This is a genomic window from Streptomyces sp. NPDC127097 (assembly GCF_042724075.1).
Taxonomy (GTDB): domain Bacteria; phylum Actinomycetota; class Actinomycetes; order Streptomycetales; family Streptomycetaceae; genus Streptomyces.
In genome coordinates, this window is sequence record NZ_JBHXFI010000007.1 from 91,870 (window position 1) to 113,087 (window position 21,218).

The 21,218-nt window shown below is 69.0% G+C and carries 20 protein-coding genes and 1 pseudogene; 9 read left to right on the plus strand and 12 right to left on the minus strand.

Annotated features, from left to right (window positions below):
* Positions 1–90 precede the first annotated feature (90 nt).
* Positions 91–981, minus strand: a complete 891-nt coding sequence (locus tag ACFWJW_RS08690) for a LysR family transcriptional regulator (protein ID WP_387236804.1) — start codon at positions 979–981, stop codon at positions 91–93.
* 1,095 nt (positions 982–2,076) lie between these two features.
* On the opposite strand from ACFWJW_RS08690, the gene ACFWJW_RS08695 reads away from it, so the two are divergent.
* The 4 genes from ACFWJW_RS08695 to ACFWJW_RS08710 all read left to right on the plus strand — a co-directional run bounded on the left by ACFWJW_RS08695 (position 2,077) and on the right by ACFWJW_RS08710 (position 5,387).
* On the plus strand, positions 2,077–3,984 hold the full coding sequence (locus tag ACFWJW_RS08695; protein ID WP_387236806.1) for an ABC transporter ATP-binding protein: 1,908 nt from the start codon (positions 2,077–2,079) through the stop codon (positions 3,982–3,984).
* Between the two features lie 131 nt (positions 3,985–4,115).
* Positions 4,116–4,484: a MazG-like family protein gene (locus ACFWJW_RS08700; RefSeq protein ID WP_387236808.1), complete on the plus strand. Its 369-nt coding sequence runs from the start codon at positions 4,116–4,118 to the stop codon at positions 4,482–4,484.
* A 181-nt stretch (positions 4,485–4,665) separates the two neighbouring features.
* Positions 4,666–5,163, plus strand: coding sequence for a DUF2975 domain-containing protein (locus ACFWJW_RS08705; protein WP_387236810.1), 498 nt, complete (start codon positions 4,666–4,668; stop codon positions 5,161–5,163).
* Positions 5,163–5,387, plus strand: a complete 225-nt coding sequence (locus tag ACFWJW_RS08710) for a helix-turn-helix domain-containing protein (RefSeq protein ID WP_387236812.1) — start codon at positions 5,163–5,165, stop codon at positions 5,385–5,387. The genes ACFWJW_RS08705 and ACFWJW_RS08710 overlap by 1 nt, the downstream gene beginning before the upstream one ends.
* 120 nt (positions 5,388–5,507) lie before the next feature.
* Here the strand turns inward: ACFWJW_RS08710 and ACFWJW_RS08715 are convergent, their stop codons facing one another.
* The gene (locus ACFWJW_RS08715; RefSeq protein WP_387236814.1) at positions 5,508–5,993 is read right to left on the minus strand and encodes a DUF1877 family protein; all 486 of its coding nucleotides are present in this window, start codon (positions 5,991–5,993) and stop codon (positions 5,508–5,510) included.
* A 296-nt stretch (positions 5,994–6,289) separates the two neighbouring features.
* On the opposite strand from ACFWJW_RS08715, the gene ACFWJW_RS08720 reads away from it, so the two are divergent.
* The 4 genes from ACFWJW_RS08720 to ACFWJW_RS08735 all read left to right on the plus strand — a co-directional run bounded on the left by ACFWJW_RS08720 (position 6,290) and on the right by ACFWJW_RS08735 (position 12,021).
* On the plus strand, positions 6,290–7,642 hold the full coding sequence (locus ACFWJW_RS08720) for an erythromycin esterase family protein (RefSeq protein WP_387236816.1): 1,353 nt from the start codon (positions 6,290–6,292) through the stop codon (positions 7,640–7,642).
* Between the two features lie 342 nt (positions 7,643–7,984).
* Positions 7,985–9,331, plus strand: coding sequence for a diacylglycerol/lipid kinase family protein (locus ACFWJW_RS08725; RefSeq protein WP_387236818.1), 1,347 nt, complete (start codon positions 7,985–7,987; stop codon positions 9,329–9,331).
* A 202-nt stretch (positions 9,332–9,533) separates the two neighbouring features.
* Positions 9,534–10,739, plus strand: coding sequence for a hypothetical protein (locus tag ACFWJW_RS08730; protein ID WP_387236820.1), 1,206 nt, complete (start codon positions 9,534–9,536; stop codon positions 10,737–10,739).
* Positions 10,740–11,013: 274 nt separating this feature from the next.
* The gene (locus tag ACFWJW_RS08735; protein WP_387236822.1) at positions 11,014–12,021 is read left to right on the plus strand and encodes a serine hydrolase; all 1,008 of its coding nucleotides are present in this window, start codon (positions 11,014–11,016) and stop codon (positions 12,019–12,021) included.
* Positions 12,022–12,046: 25 nt separating this feature from the next.
* On the opposite strand, the gene ACFWJW_RS08740 is transcribed toward ACFWJW_RS08735, so the two are convergent.
* The 7 genes and pseudogenes from ACFWJW_RS08740 to ACFWJW_RS08770 form a co-directional block, all read right to left on the minus strand.
* Entirely contained in the window at positions 12,047–12,283 is a 237-nt protein-coding gene (locus tag ACFWJW_RS08740; protein WP_387236824.1) for a hypothetical protein, read from the minus strand.
* A gap of 86 nt (positions 12,284–12,369) precedes the next feature.
* The gene (locus ACFWJW_RS08745; protein WP_387236826.1) at positions 12,370–12,987 is read right to left on the minus strand and encodes a hypothetical protein; all 618 of its coding nucleotides are present in this window, start codon (positions 12,985–12,987) and stop codon (positions 12,370–12,372) included.
* Positions 12,988–13,116: 129 nt separating this feature from the next.
* Positions 13,117–13,995 carry a hypothetical protein gene (locus ACFWJW_RS08750; RefSeq protein WP_387236828.1) on the minus strand — a complete coding sequence of 293 codons (879 nt, stop codon included), beginning with the start codon at positions 13,993–13,995 and terminating at the stop codon, positions 13,117–13,119.
* Positions 13,996–14,062: 67 nt separating this feature from the next.
* Positions 14,063–14,512: a hypothetical protein gene (locus tag ACFWJW_RS08755; RefSeq protein WP_387236829.1), complete on the minus strand. Its 450-nt coding sequence runs from the start codon at positions 14,510–14,512 to the stop codon at positions 14,063–14,065.
* A 318-nt stretch (positions 14,513–14,830) separates the two neighbouring features.
* The gene (locus tag ACFWJW_RS08760) at positions 14,831–15,292 is read right to left on the minus strand and encodes a nucleotidyltransferase domain-containing protein (RefSeq protein ID WP_387236997.1); all 462 of its coding nucleotides are present in this window, start codon (positions 15,290–15,292) and stop codon (positions 14,831–14,833) included.
* Between the two features lie 175 nt (positions 15,293–15,467).
* Positions 15,468–15,575, minus strand: a pseudogene (locus ACFWJW_RS08765) (nucleotidyltransferase domain-containing protein); the annotation flags it as partial.
* A 73-nt stretch (positions 15,576–15,648) separates the two neighbouring features.
* Positions 15,649–17,163 carry a hypothetical protein gene (locus ACFWJW_RS08770; protein ID WP_387236831.1) on the minus strand — a complete coding sequence of 505 codons (1,515 nt, stop codon included), beginning with the start codon at positions 17,161–17,163 and terminating at the stop codon, positions 15,649–15,651.
* Positions 17,164–17,301: 138 nt separating this feature from the next.
* Between ACFWJW_RS08770 and ACFWJW_RS08775 the strand changes: the two genes are divergently transcribed.
* Positions 17,302–18,345 (plus strand): NUDIX domain-containing protein, encoded by a 1,044-nt coding sequence (locus ACFWJW_RS08775; protein ID WP_387236833.1) that lies wholly within the window; start codon positions 17,302–17,304, stop codon positions 18,343–18,345.
* 124 nt (positions 18,346–18,469) lie between these two features.
* Here ACFWJW_RS08775 and ACFWJW_RS08780 read toward each other — a convergent pair whose 3' ends face one another.
* From ACFWJW_RS08780 to ACFWJW_RS08790, 3 genes are all read right to left on the minus strand, one after another.
* Positions 18,470–19,873, minus strand: a complete 1,404-nt coding sequence (locus ACFWJW_RS08780) for an MFS transporter (protein WP_387236835.1) — start codon at positions 19,871–19,873, stop codon at positions 18,470–18,472.
* A gap of 11 nt (positions 19,874–19,884) precedes the next feature.
* The gene (locus tag ACFWJW_RS08785) at positions 19,885–20,304 is read right to left on the minus strand and encodes a MarR family transcriptional regulator (RefSeq protein WP_387236837.1); all 420 of its coding nucleotides are present in this window, start codon (positions 20,302–20,304) and stop codon (positions 19,885–19,887) included.
* A 423-nt stretch (positions 20,305–20,727) separates the two neighbouring features.
* Positions 20,728–21,033, minus strand: coding sequence for a hypothetical protein (locus tag ACFWJW_RS08790; protein ID WP_387236839.1), 306 nt, complete (start codon positions 21,031–21,033; stop codon positions 20,728–20,730).
* Positions 21,034–21,218: the final 185 nt, after the last annotated feature.

The window sequence follows — 21,218 nt, forward strand, 5'->3', positions numbered from 1 at the left end:
TGAGCCATCCGACGGCATTCCCCTGCCCCTCGCCAGGGGGCGCCGCATAGGCACTTCCACCTCAACCCCCTTGACGGGAAGGATATTCAGCTATTCCTTGAGGTCGAAGAGAAGCTGCGCGAAGGACTCTTCCACGCAGGAGAATTTCCGGCCGAGGAGGTGCGCCATCACGATGGGGTGACTCGGCGGCGGGGGTGCGAGGTCGACCAGTGCAAGCCGTCCCTCACGCACTTCTTGCGCCACGCAGTGCCAGGACATGAGAGTTGCTCCCAGACCGGCGGACACCGCGAGCTTGAGTGCTTCGTTCCCCCACACCTCCCCCTTGTCGACGGGCTGAATGTTCCAGCGTCGCAGGGCGGCGTTCTGTAGGTGACGGGTTGCGGAACCACTTTCCCGCAGCAGCAACCGCTCCGTTGCCATGTCCTCGGCCATCGCCTGACGGTCAGCCAGCGGATGTCCGTTGCCCACGACGAGGACGAGCCGTTCGGACAGAATGGGCTCGGTGACAAGTCCCGGTGCGTTCGGCTCGCCATCGAGCAGCGCCATGCCGACCACCCCGTCGATAAGCTGCTGCGTCACCTGCTCCATTCCGCCCGTGTGGAGGTCCCACCGCAGTCCGGGAATCCGGGCGGTGAGACGGGCGAGTACGGCCGGCACCAGAATGGAGGCCGCGTCGTTGGTGGTGGCCACCCGCAGACGGGGTTCAGAGGAAGGCACCGTCAGCTGTACGGCGGTCAGTGCTTCTTCGGCGAGGGGCAGGAGGCGTTGGGCATACGACATGAAGGTCTCGCCCTTGGCGGTCAGCCGGATACGCGGCCCCGACCGGTCTATGAGGGTGGTTTGCAGAGAGGATTCCAAGCGTCGCACCTGGTTGGAGACCGAGGGCTGACTCATGTACAACTTCCGTGCGGCAGCGGAGAATCCCCCGCACTCCACCACCGCGACGAAGATCTGAAGTCGACGTAGGCACAGTGGGTTCACGTATCGGCCTTCCGTCGGCCCTTGTTCACCATGGGTATGAAACTGGTCCGCTGTTCACCTGTCTCCGTTAACCGGCCCTTGCGGTGGAGTTCATCGAGCATCGTGCCCAAATCCCCCTCGCTCGGGACCACACGATCCTTGGACCGGACGGAGCGCGGAGCACGGAAAATGAAGGCGGAGCTTGAGCCCCGCACACCACCATTGCCGTCGCCACACAGAAAGACGGGCACCAGCACGCGGACATCGGTTAACGACGCGAGGGGAACGCGGAACGCAGAGGTGGAGGGAAAGGGGCCACGGGTGGGGGGTTGCGTGGTCATGAGGTCATGCTTGGAACCGCACTTCATGGTTTTTCTGTCGTTACATGATGAGAACGTAACAATGCATCGGAAAACGCGACGCGGTGGCGGGAAATGTCGTCGCAGCGGTCGGCGCGACCAACTCCCCCTAAGGAAGTCGAATTCCGCACGTGCGGTTTGCAGTTGACGCCGCACCAGCCCGAATCTTGGCCTCGCCCGCCCCCGGTGCCCGCCGCCTCTGATACACCGCCCCCGTCAGCGCACCGGGGAACCCCGGCGCCACCACCCTGCACCCCTTGCCACAACCCACCCGGGCCGACCGGCCACCAGGCCGACGCAACCCCACGAACGGGTGACGCCCACCGTTCGAGTCGCCGCCCGGGCCCGCCATCAAGGCCGCGCCCGGCCTCCAGCACCCAATAGAACATGCATCCACGATCTGCCCCCTCGTCACCCGTTACGGGGAGCCAAACCGACCGTTCTTTAGAGCACCTGTACCCACGACTCGCCCTCCTGGAGATGTCATGGATCCTGTGCCCGTCCTCGTGAAGCGTCCCGCCGGGTTCGAACGGCGGCAGCCTGGGCTCTTGCCGGCCGTTCGCCCCAGGCGCGTGCTTGACGCTTTGGCATGGCCCGTTGACCGCCCGTCCCGTATGGCAACGAGGTGGTGGGCATGAGTGCGGCGAACGGGGCCGCGTCCCCGTCACCGAATGAGCGAGCCGGCGTGCCGGGCCCCCGCCGTGAACCACTGGGACTGCCACCGACCGCGGTGCCCACGGGGCCGGGTGACGGCGATATGGCCGATGAGTTGGAAGAGGCGTACTGGTCGGTCTACGACGGCGCCGCGGCCCAGTCGACGGTCCGCGAAGTACTGGTGCGACTGCCGCGCATCGTCCGGCAGATCGGCCGGCTGGCGTGGCAGGCCGACCGCCGGGCCACGCTGGCCGTCGTGGTGCTACAGCTGGTGTCCGCGGCGATGTCGGCCTTCGGGCTGGTGGCCTCGGTCGGCGTGCTGCGTGAGCTGTTCGGCCACGGGCCGACACCCGACAAGGTCCGCAACGCGGTGCCGCAGATCCTGCTCGTGGTGGGCTTCCTGTCCGCACGGGCACTTCTTGAGGCCGGGGTCGCCGTCGCACAGGCGCGGGTGACACCAAAGATCCGCACCGCGCTGGAATGTGACTTCTTACGGCTGACCGCGCACGTCCGGCTGGAGGTCGTCGATGACGCCGACTGGCACGACGACGCCTATCGTGCTTCCGACCGCGGCCTGTTCTACGCCCGGCAGATCGTCGGCCAGGTCATCTCGCTGGCCTCCACTCTCCTCGGCCTGATCGGCACGGCCGGCGTCCTCACCTCTCTGCACCCCGCTCTCCTCCCCCTGCTCCTGCTGTCCGTCCTGCCCGTGGGTGCCGCGGCCGTCCGCACGGCACGGGCCCGGTTCCACAGCTTCAAGCGCTGGAACGCACTCCAGCGCCGGGTGCGGGTCTTCTCCTGGCTGCTGCTGGAGCGGGACGCCGCCGCCGAACTGCGCTCCGACACCGCCCAGAACGCCATCCTGGACGAGCACCGCCGGCTGACTGCCCGGATCGCGGAGGAGGACACCCACCTCGGGGTGAGTTCCGCGCTGCTGACGCTGGCCGGCCGGGCCGTGGGAGGCGTCGGGACCGGCGTCACCTACGTCGCGCTGGGAGCCATGCTGATCGCCGGGTGGCTTCCCCTCGCGGCCGGTGCCGGCGCCGTGCTGGCGATCCAAACCGGACAGACCGCGTTGACGCGCTTCGTGGACGTCGCGCATCTGGTCTACGAACACGCCATGTGGGTCGATGACCTCCTGGCCTTCCAGGAGCGCTGCCGTGGGCTACAGCCCCGTCGGCGTACGGTGACCGCGCCCGCCACCGTCGCCACCCTCACCCTCGACGACGTCAGCTTCACCTACCCCGGAAAGGAGACCCCCGCGCTGAGCAGCGTCTCGATGACGCTGCGGGCCGGGGAGACCGTCGCCTTCGTGGGCGTCAACGGCTCGGGAAAGAGCACCTGTTCACGGCTGATCGCCGGGCTGTACGAGGCGGACGAAGGTGCGGTGCGCTGGGACGGGGTGGACGTGCGGGACATGGATTCCGAGTCGCTCCAGGCGCGCGTCTCCACCGTGTTGCAGGACCCGGTGCACTTTCCCTTCAGCGCGCTGGCGAACCTCACGGTCTCGCGCGGCACGCTCACGGAGGCCGATCCTCAACGGGCGTGGGACGCCGCACGGGCCTCCGGTGCCGAGCAGGTCATCGCCGGACTGCCGGGAACCTGGCAGGCGGTGCTGTCCAAACGGTTCCGGGGCGGTCAGGAGCTGTCGGCCGGACAGTGGGCCAAGATCGCCGTCGCGCGGGGGCTGTACAAGAACGCTCCCGTGCTGCTGCTCGACGAACCGACCGCGAGCATGGACCCCAAGGCCGAACACGCCGTGTATCAGGCGGTGTTGAGGAACAACAATCGGGCGGACCGGATCACCGTACTGATCTCACACCGGCTGGCGAGCGTCGTGGAGTGCGACCGGATCTTCGTCTTCGACGGCGGCCGGATCACCGAAGCCGGCTCACACCAGCAGCTCATGGCCCTCGGCGGCGACTACGCCCAGATGTTCACCCTCCAGGCAGCCGGCTACCAGGCGGTGCCCGCCACCCCCGACCCCGAACCGAGGACGGCACACCCGTGAACGACCAGACGTCACAGACCGATTCGGTCCCATCGCCCCACCCCCTGCCCCAGAGGGCGAACGCATCAGCCCTGAATGCGTACCCTCAACGCCGCTCCCGCTGAACCCCGCCCAGGTAAGGAGACACCACCATGCAGAGCGACACTTGGGACACCGTCGCCCGTCTGGCCCGACGCTTCAACGCCCACGACGACGAACGCGGTCTGGACGCCGCGCAGCAGTGGACCCTCCAGGTGCTGAAAATCGCCGAGGAGACCGGCGAAGCCTCTCAAGCCGTCATCGGTGTCCGCGGCACCAACCCCCGCAAGGGTGACAGCCACACCTGGCAGGACGTGCACGCCGAGGTCGCCGACGTCATCATCACCGGCCTGGTCACTCTCGCCCGCATGCGTCCCGACGACGCCGCGCCCTACCTCCGCCGGCAACTCGCCGCCAAGGCAGCCAAGTTCCTTCCTTCTGAGCCCGGCACGGGTGTCACTCCCGGCGTGAAGACGCAATGAGCGGCATCTGACTGCCGCCGGGGCTCGGGCGCCCGCCCTCGCTCGCTGGAACACGCCGAGCCGTCGCACAGACGGACGGGAGCGGGAGCGAGGGCGGGGCGCCGGCGGGGCGCAACGCAGTGCACACAGCCCAGGCCCACCATCGATTGATTTTCAATCGAAACCAATCGATAATCGATACATGCATCGCTTCTACATCGACGCGCTCCGGGTCGGCATCGCCGCAGTGATCCTGTTCGGCCTCTTCGGCCAGATCGTGGTCATCCCGACGACGGCAGCCGATGAGGTCGACCGCTTCCCTCCCTACGCCCCGTTCGCCGCGCCCTACGTGACCGTGGCGATCGTCGGTATCGTCTGCGTCCAAGTGGCGCTTGTCGCCGTGTGGATGCTGCTCACCATGGTCCAACGCGACGCGATCTTCACGCCGCGGGCCTTCCGATGGGTCGACACCATCATCGGGTGCTCCCTCGTGGCAACGCTGCTGGCAATGGGTGTCACCGGACATCTGGCCCTCACCGACATCCCCTCCCCCAACGACGGCATGGAGGTCCTCGGTGCACTGGCCGCAGCGATCGCAAGCGTCGGCGTGGGGGCGGGGTTCGCGATGCTCATCGTCATCATGCGCAACCTCTTGCACAAGGCGACGGAGCTACAGACCGAGATCGCCGAGGTGGTCTGATGGCGATCATCGTCGACCTCGACCTCCAGCTCGCCAAACGCGGCCTGTCAGTGGGCGAGTTCGCCGATGCCGTCGGCATCACCCCCGCCAACATCGCCGTACTGAAAAACGGCCGCGCGAAGGCGGTGCGCTTCACGACACTCGACGCGATCTGCCGCACCCTCGACTGCCAGCCCGGCGATGTGCTGCGCTGGGTACCCGACGAGAGCACGGATGAGACCTAGCGTCTGGCTGGGACGGGGCTTGTCACAGCCACTCCCCTCAGGGCTGTGACAAGCACCGTCACCGACAGGGGCGCCGGGCCCCGTGGAGGCCGCGGGCTTGCCCTTCCCGCTCCCCGCGCCCTAGAAGCTGAAGCTCATGAATGCCCCATATCCGCGCTCGGCGGCGTTCGTGAAGAATGCGACGAGTTCCTCGTAGGCGCGCTCGAGCCAGTCCAGTTCACCCTCGGGGTCGAACCTCCACGTGTTGGGGTACACGTCCTCCTTCGTCATCTGCTCCGGGTCATAGTGGACCGCCAATTGCTCCCACGGGGTCGCCCCTAGTTGCCGGGCCACGCTCTCGATCTGCTCCGCGGTCCAGCCGAACAGGGTGCCGTCCTCCAGGATCGGGAAGCCGTCCATCAGGAAATCGAGCTGCACATCCGTCTCGTCGAGCAGGAACTGAAGACCGGCGAACGCCTTGTCCGGGCCACCGTGGGGGCGATCCGACAGCGGGAAGGTGTCGCTGTCGTACAGCTCGTAGTGGTATTCACCGGCCCAACTCGGCTCCTTCTCAGCCCTGTTCAGTTCTTCCGTGGTCACGCTGATGTACCCGATGCTCACACCCATGAAAGCCAATCCCCCTTGGTCTGCCGCTTGGCCGAGCCTTGCCCGGACAGCGATCTCGAACAGTGCCGGCGAGTGTTCCACACGGGTCTGACAACAGGCTGCGACGTGGGCGGCGAGCACCGCATCGGTGGCCAATACGTGCCCGCCGCGCAGACGAACCGTATTCGTCGGCGGGCAACTGTCGGGACCAGTACGGCGGGTGGGCCCCTCCATACCTGGTTGGTGGGGACAGCTCCACCCATGATTCGGGGGTGGGGCGCATGGTCGCCGTCACGGCCGGCGGCAACCCTTAGGGGATGAGAAGACACACGTCCGCTTTCCTCGCCTTGCTCCTTTCGCTCGGCGCGGTGGCCGCCGCGACGGCCCCGTCCCCGGCGCAGTCGCCGGTACCCGCCCTGGAACGCAAGGCGCATCCGCTGCGCACCACCGAGCCCCACGGGCCCCTGGACGATCTGCGCCCGCTCGGCCGCATGGTGAAGGACGCACGGGTGGTGGGTCTGGGCGAGGCCACCCACAGTTCGCATGAATTCTTCGCCATGAAGCACCGGGTCTTCCGCTTCCTCGTCGAGGAAAAGGGCTTTCGCAGCTTCGCCCTGGAGGGAAGCTGGAGCACCGGACTACGGCTCAACGACTATGTGCTGCACGGCAAGGGCGATCCACGGCAGATCATGCGCGAGGAGTTCCAGAGCGACTACTCCTGGTGGAACAACACCGACTACCTGAACCTGCTGACGTGGATGCGCGGTTACAACAGCCGGCATCCGCACGACCCGGTCCAGTTCATGGGCGATGACTTCGGGTACGCCGGCCCGGAGCTCTACGACCGGGTGACCGGCTATGTGGCAAAGACCCACCCGGCGCTGCTGCCGCGCTTTAGGGAGCTCTACCGCGGTCTGCGTCCCACGACCACCGTCGACGCCCATATCAACGGATATCTGAAGCGGCCGCCGGCCGAGCGGAAAGCGATAGCCCACCGGACCGGGCGCGCGCTGAGTCTGCTCAAGCGGCAGCAGCCCGGCGCGGGTTCCGCCGGTGGGGAGGCGCACGCCTGGGCCGTACAGCATGCCACCGCCATCGACCAGACGGCCCGGGGCTACGCCTTCGACTTCGACGACCCCCGGCAGGTGGCGGCGGCCATGCGCTACCGCGATGCGATCATGGCGGACAACGTGGCCTGGTGGCAGAAGCACACCGGGGACAAGACGATGCTGTCGGCTCACGACGGGCATGTCGCTCTGCGGACCCACGACCCGCAGCACTACCCCAAGGTGCAAGGGAGCTTTCTGCGCGACACGTTGGGCACCGGATATGTGAGCATCGGCATGACCTTCGACCGGGGTTCGTTCAACGCCACCGGAGCCGACGGGCAGGTCCGGGCCTTCACCGTGGGTCCCGCGAAACCGGGCAGCAATGAGTACACCCTGGACCGGGTGCGCCACCGCGACTACGTCCTGGACCTGCGCACCGCCCCGCCCGCGGCGCGCACCTGGCTGGCCACGGCCCGTGCGACCAAGAGCATCGGCACGGAGTATCCCGGGCCCGGGGCGGAGTACCGGATCGCGCTCGCGCGGTCGCACGACATCGTCGTCCATCTGCACCGCGTCCGGGCCGCCCGGCGGCTGGCCACTACGGCTCCGGCCGGGAAGTGAGCCGGCGGCATCCTCCGCGGCGGGCCTGGTCCGCCGCGGAGGCGGCGGGCCTGGTCTGCCGTTGGTCACCAGGCCGGTGAGCAGGGCGGAGCAGGCAGGTGAGCAGGACAGGGACCTCGCCTTGGTGAAGTAGCTCGGATCCCACGCGCCGACGGCCCGACCTCCACCACGCGTACTCCCCGCGCCCCGATGCGCTTGAGCACCGCACACGTCCTGGGACAGGCTGCCCGTCCCGGCCGCCTGTCCCAGTTGCCCGCCCCGGCGCCCGTCCCAGATGATGCGCTTCGCCGCCGGCGACCGTGCAATGGAGAGGGGGCAGGCTGCGGAGTCGGCAGGAGGCGAATGCGGGTGGACAGGCGTTGGGCCGCACGTCTGGCGCTGGCGGCGGGGGCGGCGGCGCTGCTGGTCCTGCTGGTGTTTGCCGGGATCCGGAGCATCGCGCTGGTGGGCGTGGGGGTGGCCGGGCTGGCTGCCACGGCGGCCGGGCTGTGGTGGGTGCTGGCGCACACAGGGGTGATCAGGGTGCTCGCGCTCATACTGGCGACCGCCACACCGGTCGTCGTCCTGGTGCTCTACGCGGTCGCCGGGCTGCTGTGGGTGGTGCTGGTCTCGCTCGCCCTGTGGGCGCTCGCCGTCTTCACGGGCAGAACGGCACTGGCACCGCACACCGAGCCGGCGCGCACACAGGAACGCCCGGTCGCCCCGCCGAGACGCCCGTTCCTCATCATGAACCCGCGCTCGGGCGGCGGTAAGGTCGGCAGATTTCACCTGGCGGAGCGGGCCAGGGCGCTCGGCGCCGAGGTCGTCGAGCTGGATCCCGCGCAGCCGCAGGATGTGGCCGAGCTGGCGCGACGGGCCGTCGACGAGGGCGCCGATCTGCTCGGTGTCGCGGGCGGCGACGGGACGCAGGCGCTGGTCGCGGGCGTGGCGGCGGCACGCGATGTGCCGTTCGTCGTCATCTGCGCCGGCACCCGCAACCATCTCGCCATGGACCTCGGCCTCGACCGTGAGGATCCCTCGGCCTGCCTTCAGGCGCTCACCGACGGTGTCGAGCTGCGCATGGACCTGGGCTTCATAGATGTCGGGCAGCCCACGGCAGAAGGCCCGGGGCGCGTCTTCGTCAACAACGCCTCCTTCGGCGCGTACGCGAGCGTGGTGCAGAGCCCGGCCTATCGCGACGACAAGGCCCGGACGATCCTCCAGGTGCTGCCGGACCTGCTGACCCACCACAGCGGCCCGCGCCTGACGGTGCGTACGGGCGCCCTGACCGTCGACGGCCCCCAAGCCGTCCTGGTGAGCAACAACCCCTACCGGATGGGCGATCCCGCGGGGCTGGGACGGCGGGAACGGCTGGATACCGGCGTCCTCGGAGTGCTCGGTGTCACGGTCGACAATGCCGTCCAGGCGGCCGCGATGCTGCGCGGACGGCGTGGGACCGGTCTGGCCTCGACCACCACCCGCGAGGTGGTCATCGAGGCCGATGCGCCCGCCGTCCCGGCCGGTGTCGACGGCGAGGCCCTCACCGTGCCCACCCCCGTACGCTGCTGGATCGCGCCCGGCGCGCTGCGCGTACGGCTGCCCCGCCACCGCCCCGGCACACCGCGCGGCAAGCCGCCGATGGATTGGCGCAGGGTGCGCCGGCTGGCCCTGACGGTGGGACGGACCGCGGCGGGGCGGGAATCCGGCTGATCAGCACCGCACGCTCCGCAGTCCAGCGGAAGCGCGACAGCGTGCCGAATCTCGCCCATCGGTGACCGGATAACAACCCTCCGTGGCATCGTGGTCCACTTCTTGAGTTTCGCCGCCGTAACGGAACCCCGGCATCCACCAGCCCCTCTCTCTGGGCGCCCACCGGGGCACTTCAGGGCGAAAAAATGCGATGAGGACCGTTATGCGTGATTACAGTCGGCGAGGGATGCTCGGACTCGGGGCGGGGGCGGCGGCGGCCCTGTCCGTAGCGGGGTGCTCCCCCTCCGATACGTCGGAATCCGGCAAGGTGGCGGCCAAGCCCGGCCAGCGGAAGCCCCGGTCGAAGCCGATCGGCGACGGCTCGACCGCGTACACCGGCAAGCAGCCCCACCAGCCGCCCACGCCGGAGCGGCTGGCGCCGGGCCAGAAGCCGCCCCAGTTCGTGGTCTTCTCCTGGGACGGGGCGGGCGAGGTGGGCAACGGCCTTTTCCCCCGGTTCCGCAAGCTCGCCCGCGACCACAACGCCTCGATGACGTTCTTCCTCTCGGGGCTGTATCTGCTGCCCGAGTCGAAGAAGCGCCTGTACCACCCGCCGAACAACCCCGTCGGTGCCTCCGACATCCCCTATCTCACCGATGACCACATCAAGTTGACGCTGAAGAACCTGCGGGCGGCGTGGCTGGAGGGCCATGAGATAGGCACCCACTTCAACGGCCATTTCTGCGGCACCGGCAGCGGCTCGGTCGCCCACTGGACCCCCGCCCAGTGGGACTCCGAAATACAGCAGGCCATGGACTTCGTCACCAAGTGGCGCACGAACACCGGCTTCACCGATCTCGACCCGCTGCCGTTCGACTACGGCAAGGAACTCGTCGGCGCCCGCACGCCGTGTCTGCTCGGCCAGGAGAACCTGCTGCCGACGGCGAAGAGGCGGGGCTGGCGGTACGACGCCAGCTCGCCCGGCGGCCTCCAGGTCTGGCCCACCAAGAAGCAGGGCATCTGGGACTTCCCGCTCCAGTCGATACCGTTCGGCAGCCTCCCCGCCGGGGTCCTCTCGATGGACTACAACATCCTGTACAACCAGTCCCAGAACTCCACCAAGGGCCCGCCGGCCAAATACCCGGGCTGGCGCAAGCAGGCCGCCCAGGCATATATCGACGGCTTCCAGCGGGCTTACGAGACGAACCGGGCTCCCTTCTTCGTCGGGAACCACTTCGAGCAGTGGAACGGCGGCATCTACATGGACGCCGTCGAGGATGCGATCAAGCACATCGCCGACGAGAAGCACCAGGACGTCCGCTTGGTCTCCTTCCGTCAGCTGTGCGACTGGCTCGACGCTCAGGACCCCAAGGTCCTCGCCGACCTGCGCCGACTCGACGTCGGGCAGAAGTTCACCGCCCGCGGCTGACGAGTGCCGGAGGGGTGCGGATCCCCACCCCTCTCCCTCCGCGGCAACGAGGGTGGGGATATGAGCGGGCGCGGCGGTAAATCGCCTGCCGGTTGTCCGAGTTGATCCCGCTATCCGAGTCGATGTGGCATCTGCCGTCCGGAAACGCTCCCCAGTGCCGTGCCCGGCGCCCTGCTCTGTTCTTCCCCGGCTCTGCCCCGCGAGCCGGAGCAGCGGCGATTCCCGCATTCCACCCGCCGATAGTTCAGGCACCCAGATAGGACAGTGAGCAGACATGAAATGGGCTTCCACCCTCACCGCCGCCGCTCTTGGAGCCGGCGCGGTCGCCGGACCCGTCGCCGCGGCTACGCCTTCTGTCGCAGCACCCCAGCGGGCCACGGCAGTTACCTCGACGGTGCACTGCACGTCCAGTAATCACCGGCTGGCCAAGAAGCTGGCGGCGGATATCGCCGAGGCGCTGGCGAGCCGGAAGAGCATGGCGTCACTCTCCTTCTTCGACCGGCCCACCGGGACCAGTTGCACCTCCGACGCTGCCAAGAAGTACGACGGGGCCAGCGTGACGAAGACGGTCATTCTCGGGGCCCTGCTGTATCAGAAGGGCGGCACCCTCACCGAGGCGGAAGACGCCCTCGCACGCAAGATGATCATTGATTCGGACAACGCCTCCGCGACCACGCTGTGGAAGCAACTGTCCGATCTGAAGGATCCCAAGAAGCCGGACCCGGTCAAGATCCAGGAATTCCTCGACAAGGCCGGGATGAGCCACACCGTCCTCGACAAGGAAGGCTCCTGGGGCCTCACCCAGGTCACCGCGGACGACCAGGCCAAGCTCCTGCGCCTCTTCACGGGTGACGACGACTCGGTCCTCGGAAACAAGAGCCGCTCGTATGCGCTTGAGCTCATGAATCAGGTGCAGAGCGTCCAGCGCTGGGGAGCCACCGCCGGCGCTCCGCTCGACGCCGTCATCCATGTGAAGAACGGCTGGCTCCAGCGCAGCCAGAACCCTGATGTCGATACTTTCGACAGGGGTGACTGGAAGGTGAACAGCATGGCCGCCCTCACGGAGAACGGGTACGACTCCGGGCTGGTCGTCCTCACCGAAAACAACAGGGTCCCCGAAGGGCACCCCACGAACGAAGGGTGGGACTACGGGATCGAAACGATAGAGACCGTCTCCCGCGCCATATACCGGGACGTCTATCCGGACGCTGACGGCTACGACCCGAGCCGGCCGACTTCTCCGGCCGCCGTGTCCGCAGCCGAGCCCGGGAAGGCTCACTGAGCACTCCCCGGGCTCGTCAGGACGATCAGGCCGGCCGGTGTTCGTGAGCCGGAGCGGAATTGATGTCCAGAATCTCGCGGAAAGCGGTCATGCACGGCGAGCAATAGCGTGCGGTGGGGTCGTCATCCTGGTCCGATGGCCTGGGGCCATGGGAAGCCAGCTTGCGGCCGCACAAGGTGGCACGGGCATCGTGCTTGGCCATGACGTGCCACACCTGTCCTGAGCTGCCGGTCGTCGAGGGGCCGGCGCGCATCTCGTACATGGGCCTCTCCCTGGTGCTGGTGGGGGGACTGGACGGCAGGGAACAACTAGCCGCCGCCAGTGCCGTGGGTCCGTTCCATCCGTTGCTCATGGAACACGAGGGCACTCGCCTGGGCCATCGCGGAAGGGCTGGTCGGGTGAACCGGCATCGTGCCGAGTTCGAGCGTCCGCGGCCGGGGGAAAGGATGCCGGCCGCGAGCGCGGGCCGTCGCGGACCGAGCGGTCCGCGACGGCTTCGGAATCCCCACAGGTGTCCCCACAGGTATCCCCATGGGCTTCCTCATAGGTTTCCCCGCAGGTATCCCCACGGGCCTCCTCGCGGGCCTTCTCGCGTCGCTGGCGGTGCAGGGCCGTATTGATGGCCGATACCGTCTGTGACCCCGGTGGACAGGACACCGCGATCCGCGCGTACGGGGCCTCGGTACGGAGGTCCACCACGACCGTCGGCGACCGGCGCGGGCGGCGCAAGGCGAGGAAGTCCTGGCCTTCACCGTGCCGCCACACTCCCACGCACAGTGCGCCCGGAACCGCCAGTGCACGGGTGCGGACGCGGATGCCCCGCAGCGCCCGCCACCAGTCCGGCTGGATGCTCACCTGCTCCACGGCAGCCAGCGGCACCCGTACGTCTCCGTGCCTGGCGATGAGCTTCTCCCACCACGCGAGCCCCATCACCAGGTCGTCACCGTCCACCAACAGCCGTGCCACGGCCACGCTCCTGCTCGGGTCGCTGGTCAGCCCTGTCCTGGGACTGACCTCTGCCCGCTGCCGGAATGCGGCTACCGCACCGCCCGGCAATCGGGTGACGCGCTGGCTGCGCGCTCGCGGCGGCGCACTTCAGGTGCCGCTACGAATGGCTTTGCGGGCGGCCTTGAGCCAGCCGGCCTTCTGGGCAGCGAGCTGCTGGAATTCCGCGGCATGGCTGCGCACCGCACCGTGCTGCAACCGGGTTTCCGCCGTGCTCCAGACCGACACGAGACGGGTCTCCCGCTTGCACCGCACATCCGCCTGTGCCACCGCGACCTCGTGTCGGGAAGGCCGGGGCGATTTCGCCCAGCGGTTGTCACCGGCGGCGGCGAGCGGATCCGGATAGCGATATCCGTCCCGCTTCATACAAGCGCTCCAGGAGCGGACGACGGAGCTCACCGCGCGATCCTTCCGGGAGGCCGTGAACTCCTCGCGTATGCGGCGGTTGAACAGCGTCGTGCTGCCCTTGGGAACACCTCGGAGCAGGCGGACATGGGCCTTTTTCCAGCACCCACTGACGCCGTCCTTCCCATACGCGGCGAGCTGCGCGGCGCGTGGCATCTTCTCCCGGGCGCGCCAGATCGCGTCCCGTCGGGCGGTTTCCGGCGGGGCCGGCGGCTGGTGGTAGCCGAACCGGCGGGCGACCTCCGGCTCGATGACCCCGTAACGGCGTCGTTGCGGCGGGTCCGGGTCGACGGCGCTCGGTCGGGGAAGCGCGGTCCATCCCTTTCCCTCGGCGCGCATACAGCCGCGGATCAGGACGTCTTCGGCCGATTCGATGGTGTGGACATCGGGGCCGGAGAGCGCGTAGGCGTCGAACGGCAGGACCAGCCGGCGTACTTCCTTCGAAGCGGGTGGCACGGCCGGGGGCGGGGCACTGTGGTGCGGCGGGGAGGGCACTACCCCGGAAGAACACCCGGTGACCAGCGCCAGCAGAGCCAGAGCGGCGGCGATATGACGGAATTGCATGGTGGCCTCACTACGCACTGCGGCGCGGTGGGACGCCCGCTGCCGGACGCCCCACTGCTCTGCTCTGCTACCGGAACGTTACGCAGCTGGCCTTGTTGTCGAACCCGTTGTTGGACAGGTCGTTGTCGGAGCTGTGCGCGTTGGAGTAGTAGTGCGGCCCGACGCAGCTGCCGGGGTGGTCGCTGAGCACCACGAAGTGGGACGTGGTGTTGTTGACCGAGCTGGTGCCGTTGTCGATCTTGCGGCCCTTGTGCGGTCCGCTCAGCCAGCGGTTGTTCCGCAGGTCGCGGTCGGAACCCGTGACATAGGCATAGCCGCCGCGCCGGTTGTCGTCCTTGAAGAAATAGAACTTGGCGGCAGCGAGGCCCACCTCGGCCCGGGCCGCGGAGTCACCTGCCGCTGCGTGCGGCGCGGCCGGAGTGGCGGTGGTGGCGTCCGCGGTGGCCGCACCGATCCCGATGAGTCCCACCGTGCTCAGCGCCGCCGCGCCCACCGTCCGCATCATGTTGCGCTTCATGTGCTCTTCTCCCCCTTGAATCAACGGTGTTACCGACATGGGGGGCCTTCCCGGTCATGGAATGCCCCCTCCCCCGGGCAGCTGCCCGGTGTCGGAGCCGGATCGATTCAAGCACTTGTCGCACAGCAGGTACACCGGATTCGATCAGATTCGAAAGCGCGGGGAGGGGGACGCGCATCGGCAGGGGGTGGATGGAGGCCCCGGGCCTGCGGGTCTGTGCCCCTGCCGGCGCGCAGGGCGGTTACGAGCCATGTGGAGATTCGACGGAACGCGGTGGGGCCGTGGTCGAGTGGGGAGCCCAGAAGACGCCGCTGCGCGTCATTCACCCCATCGTTGTGTGTACCCCTCTCGCAGCGGGCCGCCGAGCAGGTCGAGCAGCTCCCCGGCCGCGGCTGCCAACGGGGCGGGGTCGCCGTGTTCGGCCACTGCTTTATGGCCGTCCAGCAGAGCTCTGCCTCGTACCGGGTCGGCGCCGAGCAGCCTTCGGGGCAGCCATTTGCCGATGCCGGTCCAGGCGCGGTGGTGGGCGGTGAGCAGATGTGCGGCCTCGCGAAGGGTGAAGTCGGCGAGGGAGAGCTGTTCGTACCGTTCGCCGCGGCCGGCTCGTCGACCTGGCCGAGTGTCGCTCAGATCGTCCATGAAGCAGGTGAGGACGTAGCAGCCGCGTTCCCACTCGGTGGGTGTGAGGGGTGGCGGGCCGGAGGCGAGAACCGCGCGGGCCTGGGCGCGCGCACGGGCCACATGGCCGTGCGGATCCATCAAGGGGCAGACCCTGGTCATAGAGGAAGAGAACGGTGCCCCGGCGGCGCGCTCGGTCCCATTCGAAGAACCCGGGGAGGTCCGCAAGGGTGTGCAGGAACAGTTCGGCCGGGCGGCCGTCGTGGCGGATCACTTCGCGGCGGCTGGTGTCCGAGTCCGGGAGCAGGATGGCCACGTCCAGGTCGCTGGTCGGAGTGGCGCGGCCTTGAGCGGCCGAGCCGCCGAGTATCGCGCCCAGGGCCTGCGGGTAACGGCTCGCGACCAGGTGAAGAGCTTGGGCTGTCGGGGCTGCTTGATCATCCACGGGTGCTCCACTCGGTCTGGTCAGTCCACTCGTTCCACTGGTCCGCTCCGTCCACTGGGCCCACTCCGTCCACTCAGCGCAGATCCAGGCCGAGTTCCTTCTCCAGCACGGTGGCCTGTTCCGGTGTGGCGAAGACGTAGTAGCTGTCGTAAGTGGCCTCCCGGAGGTGCACGAAGTCGGCCAGGTAGAACCGGCGGGTGTCGTCGCCGGGGTCGGGATCGACGTGGCCGATGAACTCCGAGATCGCCAGATGGTCGAGGTAGTCGAACGAATGGTGCTCGGTGTCCTGGGTCAGCGGGACGCCGTTGCGGGTGAACTCCAGGATTTCGCCGTACTCGCCGCCGTGCAGCCTGACATCGGTGATGGTGACCGCGCCGTCGGTGAGTGCCGCGGCCTCCGTCAGCAGGCTCGTATAGCTCCCCTCCAGGTCGTCGACATCGTCCGCGTGGGCCGATATCGCCACACCGAACGATTCGAGCGCGCCCGGCACTTCATGGGGTGTCAGCTCGCTGTGTGCGAAGCGCCAGAACTCCGTGAGCACGCTGTCGGCCTTCTCCTGGGACACCATCCCCAGCCGCGTCAGGAGCGCCCCCACGTGTGCGTACGAGGACGCCCGGAACCAGAACAGCTCGTCCTTCAGCCCGCGCCGCCGCTCGTTCGGCTCCCCCTCCCCCTCTAGGAGCAGCTCACGCAGGCACTCCAGCGGAATCGCCGCGCCCCCGATCCGCTTGTCCGGCTGGTCCACGAACGGCACCGCGGTCCACAGGTTCTCCCGCGAGCCCGGGGCCCCGGGCTCGGTGTCGGGATCGAACGGTATGTACTGCCACACCGCCCCCTTGTTGCGCCGGATCACCTCGCCCAGATACCAGCAGGCGCCCTGCACGAACGGCTCGTCCCGCGCCGCGTCGAACTCCACCGCCGTCGCGAACCGCTGCTTCACGACGCCTTCCAGCCAGTCCAGGGTGCCGGGGTGGAAATTCCACCGCCACGCTCCGTCGAAGGCGTCCTTGACCCAGTCCGGGTGTCCTTCACTCCGCTCGGCCAGCCACGCCGACAGCACCGGATCCTCCGGCCGCGCCACCCTGGGGTCCACGAGCGGTGTGTGCTCCTTGACCGGCTGCCATGCCGGTATCGCCTGCTGCCGCTCCGTCACGGCCTGCCGCAGTCGCGCCAGCTCCTCGGCGAACGCGGTCCCCGTACGGACCCGGAGCGCGTACGAGAGCAGCAACATCGGTGCGACGGGCGAGAGGTGCAGTTCCGGGTCGGGACAGATGACGGGCTGCCCGGGGCGACCGTCGACCGGCCGGGTGTTCCAGCCCCACCCGCCACCCGCGACGCCGAGCAGGACCTCACCGAGATAGGCCGCCGCACTCTCCGTGAACTCGGCCCGCTGCTCGCTCTCCTGGCCGGAGTCGTCCCGCTCCAGCAGGTGCGCCTCCAGCGCGTCCAGCGACCGGAGACCGTAGTCCAAGGGGAAGTCCTCGGGAAGGAGCACTCTCTCCAGGAGCAGTAGCTGATACGGCAGTTCGTCGAGCCACTTCTGGAGGAGATGCGGCGGGGAGTTCTCCGGCTGTGTCTCAGCGGTCATGCGGACACTGTAGGGGCGGGCACTGACACCGGACTGGCCGAAGACCCGCGGCCCGGCGGTGCCTCACGGTGTGAGGTGGGAGCATCCGCTGAACCCGGCCGTATGTCCGGTTCCACCTCCGCTGAAAGGCAGTTCGCGATGGGATACGTCACGCAGGACTCATGGGACGCCCACTACGGAGAAGGCCGTTCCTTCCGGCCGCTCGACGACATCGAAGTCACCCTGCTCCATGACCTGGTCCCGGCCCCGTCCGGCGGCGGTCATGCCCTGGATGTGGGCTGTGGCCTGGGCGAACTCGCCCGGCACCTCGCGGCCGCCGGCTACACCGTCGATGCCCTCGACCACTCCGACTCCGCTCTCAGCGTCGCCGAGCAGACGCCACCGGCATCCGGCACGGTGCGGTTCGTACGGTGCGACGTCGAGCGGGACTCGCTCGACGGCCTGCACTCCTCGTACGACCTCATCGCCTTCCGGCTGAGCTACGCCTTCATCGGCGACCGCACCCGTGTCCTGCGCCGGCTGCGCGCACGGCTGAGCCCCGGCGGCGCGGTCGTCGTCATCACGCCGGTCGCGGCGGCGGTGCCCGCCGACCGCCGCGGTATCGCGCTCGACGAGGAGGAGATCGCCCTGCTGTCCGCCGGATGGCACACGGTCGAACGACATGACGCGGCAGGGCTGGCGTTCCTCGTGCTGCGCGACCCGGCCTCGGGCCCGGTGACCTACGGGGCCAAGGGGCGCCCGTCCCCGCACGCGTTGACCGGTGCGGGCGTCGTGGTGACCGATGAAGCGGGTCATGTGCTGCTGGGCAGGTCCCGGAGGGGGCTGTGGGAGCTGCCCGGCGGCAAGAACGACGGCGGCGAATCGTTCGTCGAGGCCGCCGTGCGCGAGCTGGAAGAGGAGACCGGCCTGACGGCCAGGGCAGCCGATGCGCGGGTGCCGGCGATCCTGATGGACGCCGTACACGGCATGCCGCGGGTGACCGCCGCGGTGCGTGTCCTCGCCTTCCGCGGCGAACCGGCCGTACGGGAACCGGATCTCATCAGCCGCTGGGAGTGGCACGACCGCGCCGACCTCCCCACTCTCGCCGACGGGCTGTTCACGCCCAGCGCCCATGTCCTGGATGTCATCTGGCCCGGACTGCTGCCCGGCCTGCCGCCCGTCCATCGGTACCCCGTGGCGTAGCGAACGCGGGCCGGGGGCCGGGGCCGGGTCGCGAAGCCCTGGTTCCGGCCCGGCCAAAGGGCGGCGCGTCGCGGGCGATACGTCGTCGGCAATACGTCACGGGCAATCCGTCACGGGCGATCCGTCACACCCGGGCGCGTGCCATGACCGTACGGTCGGTGACCACGACAAGCAGTCCCAGAACGCTGACCGTGACCATGATCAGGGCGATCAGGTGCAGACGGTGGTCGTTGACCCGAGTGTGGAACACGACGGAGATCAGCGCGGACGAGGCGATCGAGCCGAGGAAGCCGAACGTCCGGAACAGGCCCGCGGCGGTGCCGATCTCACCGGCTCCGACCTGGGTGTACAGGGTGGTCTGATTGGCGCTGATGGTGGTGCCCAGGGTGATCCCGAAGACCAGGGTGATGGCCACGATCCAGACGATCGGGGTGCTCGCCGTGAGCGCGAGCACCCCGGCCGAGGCGGCCAGACAGGACACCGCCGCGACGATGAGCGGCATCCGGACCAGGTTCCGTTGCGAGACCGGCCGGGCGATCAGGGCGGAGAGCGCACTCATGGGCAGCAGGAGCAGGCCGGCCTCCTGGGAGGACATGCTGCGTCCGGCCTGGAGCCACTGGGTGAGGCCGTAGAGAACGGTGTAGACGCACAGCCCCGCCAGGGCGAAGCGCAGATAGGTGCGGGTGAGCGCCGGATTCCTGGTCAGCAGGCGCACGTCGAAGAAGGGCCGGCGCGCCCGTAGCTCCCACCACACGAGCCCCGCGCCGATGACGACGGCCAGACCGAGAACGGACCAGTCGGCCTGCGGAAGTTCCGTCAAGAACACCAACAGCGCGGCGATGGCCCCGCCGAAGCCGACGATGCCCACCACGTCGAGACGCGCCGCGAGCTGCCGAAGTGACCTCGGCCCCGCGACCGGCGGATCGGCGACCGGCGGGTCGGTGGGAATCCAGCAGAAGGCCATGGCGAGGGCCAAGAGCGCGAAGGGGAGATTGATGAGGAACGTGGTCCGCCACCCCCAGGCGTCGACCAGCACACCGCCGATCGGAAGACCGAGGGCGGAGGTGGCCGCACCGGCGATCATCAGGCCGCCGAGGACGCCGCCGGGCGGTGCGTCCAGCCCGGCCGCCGCCGCCCGGCGGCGGATGAGCAGCATCGCGGAGGGATAGACGGCGGAGCTGCCCACCCCGATCAGCGCCCGGGCCACGACCAAGGCGGTGAGGTCCTCTCCCAGCCCGCCCACGGCCCCGCCCGCCAGGACGATCAGGACGCCGGCCAGGAACACCCGGCGCGGCCCGAACTCCTCCGCCAGCTTTCCGCCCACCGGCTGGGCGATCGCGCAGGCCAGGTAGAGCGCCGACACCAGCACCGCGGTCCGCCCCACCGAGACATGGACGGCAGCCGCGATCGGCACCAGCGCGGTCGCGATGAGCGAGGTATTGATCGCGTTGATCGCCGATCCCGTGAACAGCGGCGTCACGAACCGCCACGAGAACGCGGGTGCGGCGCGGGAGGTGACGGGCGGCACCGGCGCCGCCGTCACAGGTGCTCGCCCAGCCGCTCGATCAGCGGCGTCACCGCCCTCAGCGTCTCCAGTTCGGCACGGGTGAACCCGCCCGCGGCGAGCGCCGCCGCCAGCTGCTCGGCCCGGACGCCGCGCCGCTCCCGCAGCGCCCGCCGCCCGGCCTCGGTCACCGATATGACCACCCGTCGGCGGTCAACGGGATCGGGACGGCGCTCCACCAGCCCGCGCCGTCCCAGCCCGGCGAGCGTCATCCCCATCGCCTGCGGGGTGATCTGCTCGGCCCTGGCCAGCTCACTCGTCGTGGCCGCCTCGGCCCTCTCCAGGCGCGACAGGGCCGATACCTCGGGCAGCGTGAGCTCACCCTCGACGGGTTGGCGAAGCCGCCGTACGAGGAGCCCCAGGCTCGCCTGAAGCGCCGAACTCACCGCGCTCACTTCCGGATCCGTGAAAGGAAAGCCAGCTTTCATAGTTGAGACCTTACGCCTGCCGGCCCCCCGGGACGGGATGGCGAGGGGGCTCAGCCGTCCGAAAAGGCGCAGACCGATGCGTGGCGGCAGCAGCTTGAGAAGTGGCGAATCGAAGTGCCGCCAGAACGCGCTGAGTTGTGGGCGCGGCCTTGTGGGTCGCAGGGAGGCCCCTGCGCGCTGCCGGGCGGCCAAGGCATCAACCGTCCCGTCGACACGGTCATCCGCGACGTCCAGAACACGCGGGGAAGCGTCCCGCACGAGGAGGGCCTCGCAGCCCTCCTGCGTGCGGTGCTTGCCGCCCCCCACTGAACGGGGCGGGCCGGGAACAGGCGGCACGAACCGTCGTTGAGTGGGTCCTGATCCCTGCTTCGGCCGCCGGCGGGAGCCGGGTCAGTCGCTCTCCACTCCGGCGGCGAATCTACGTGCCGTACGCCGGCCCGCGTAGCGTTCCTTGCGGTTGTCGGTCTTCACCATCTGCTGCCGCTCCTTGATGCAGGCGCGGACATTGCACCCCGCACAGCAGGTGTGTCCGAACAGCAGCATGCCGGGGCCTTCCCACCGGCAGCGGGTGTCGGGGGCCTCCTGCGTCGGGTGCGGCGGCAGATCACAGGCACCGTGGCGGTGATCGTGGACCGGGCGGGGGTGGTGCTCCGCGTGGCGCACCCACAGCGGCTTCGTCTTGTCCGTACGGGACATCTCGTTCCTTCCGGAACCGCCGCCCGTGCTCCCGGACTTTCCGGGCGGGCGGCTAGGTTCGGAATGTCACGGCGATCCCCTCCTTCCTTTGTCCGCAGCGCTTTTGTCCGCAGCACCTGCCGGGCGGAATCCGGCGCCCCTTCGGTGGCGGTGTCCCGCTGGGTACATCCAGAGCCACCACGTTT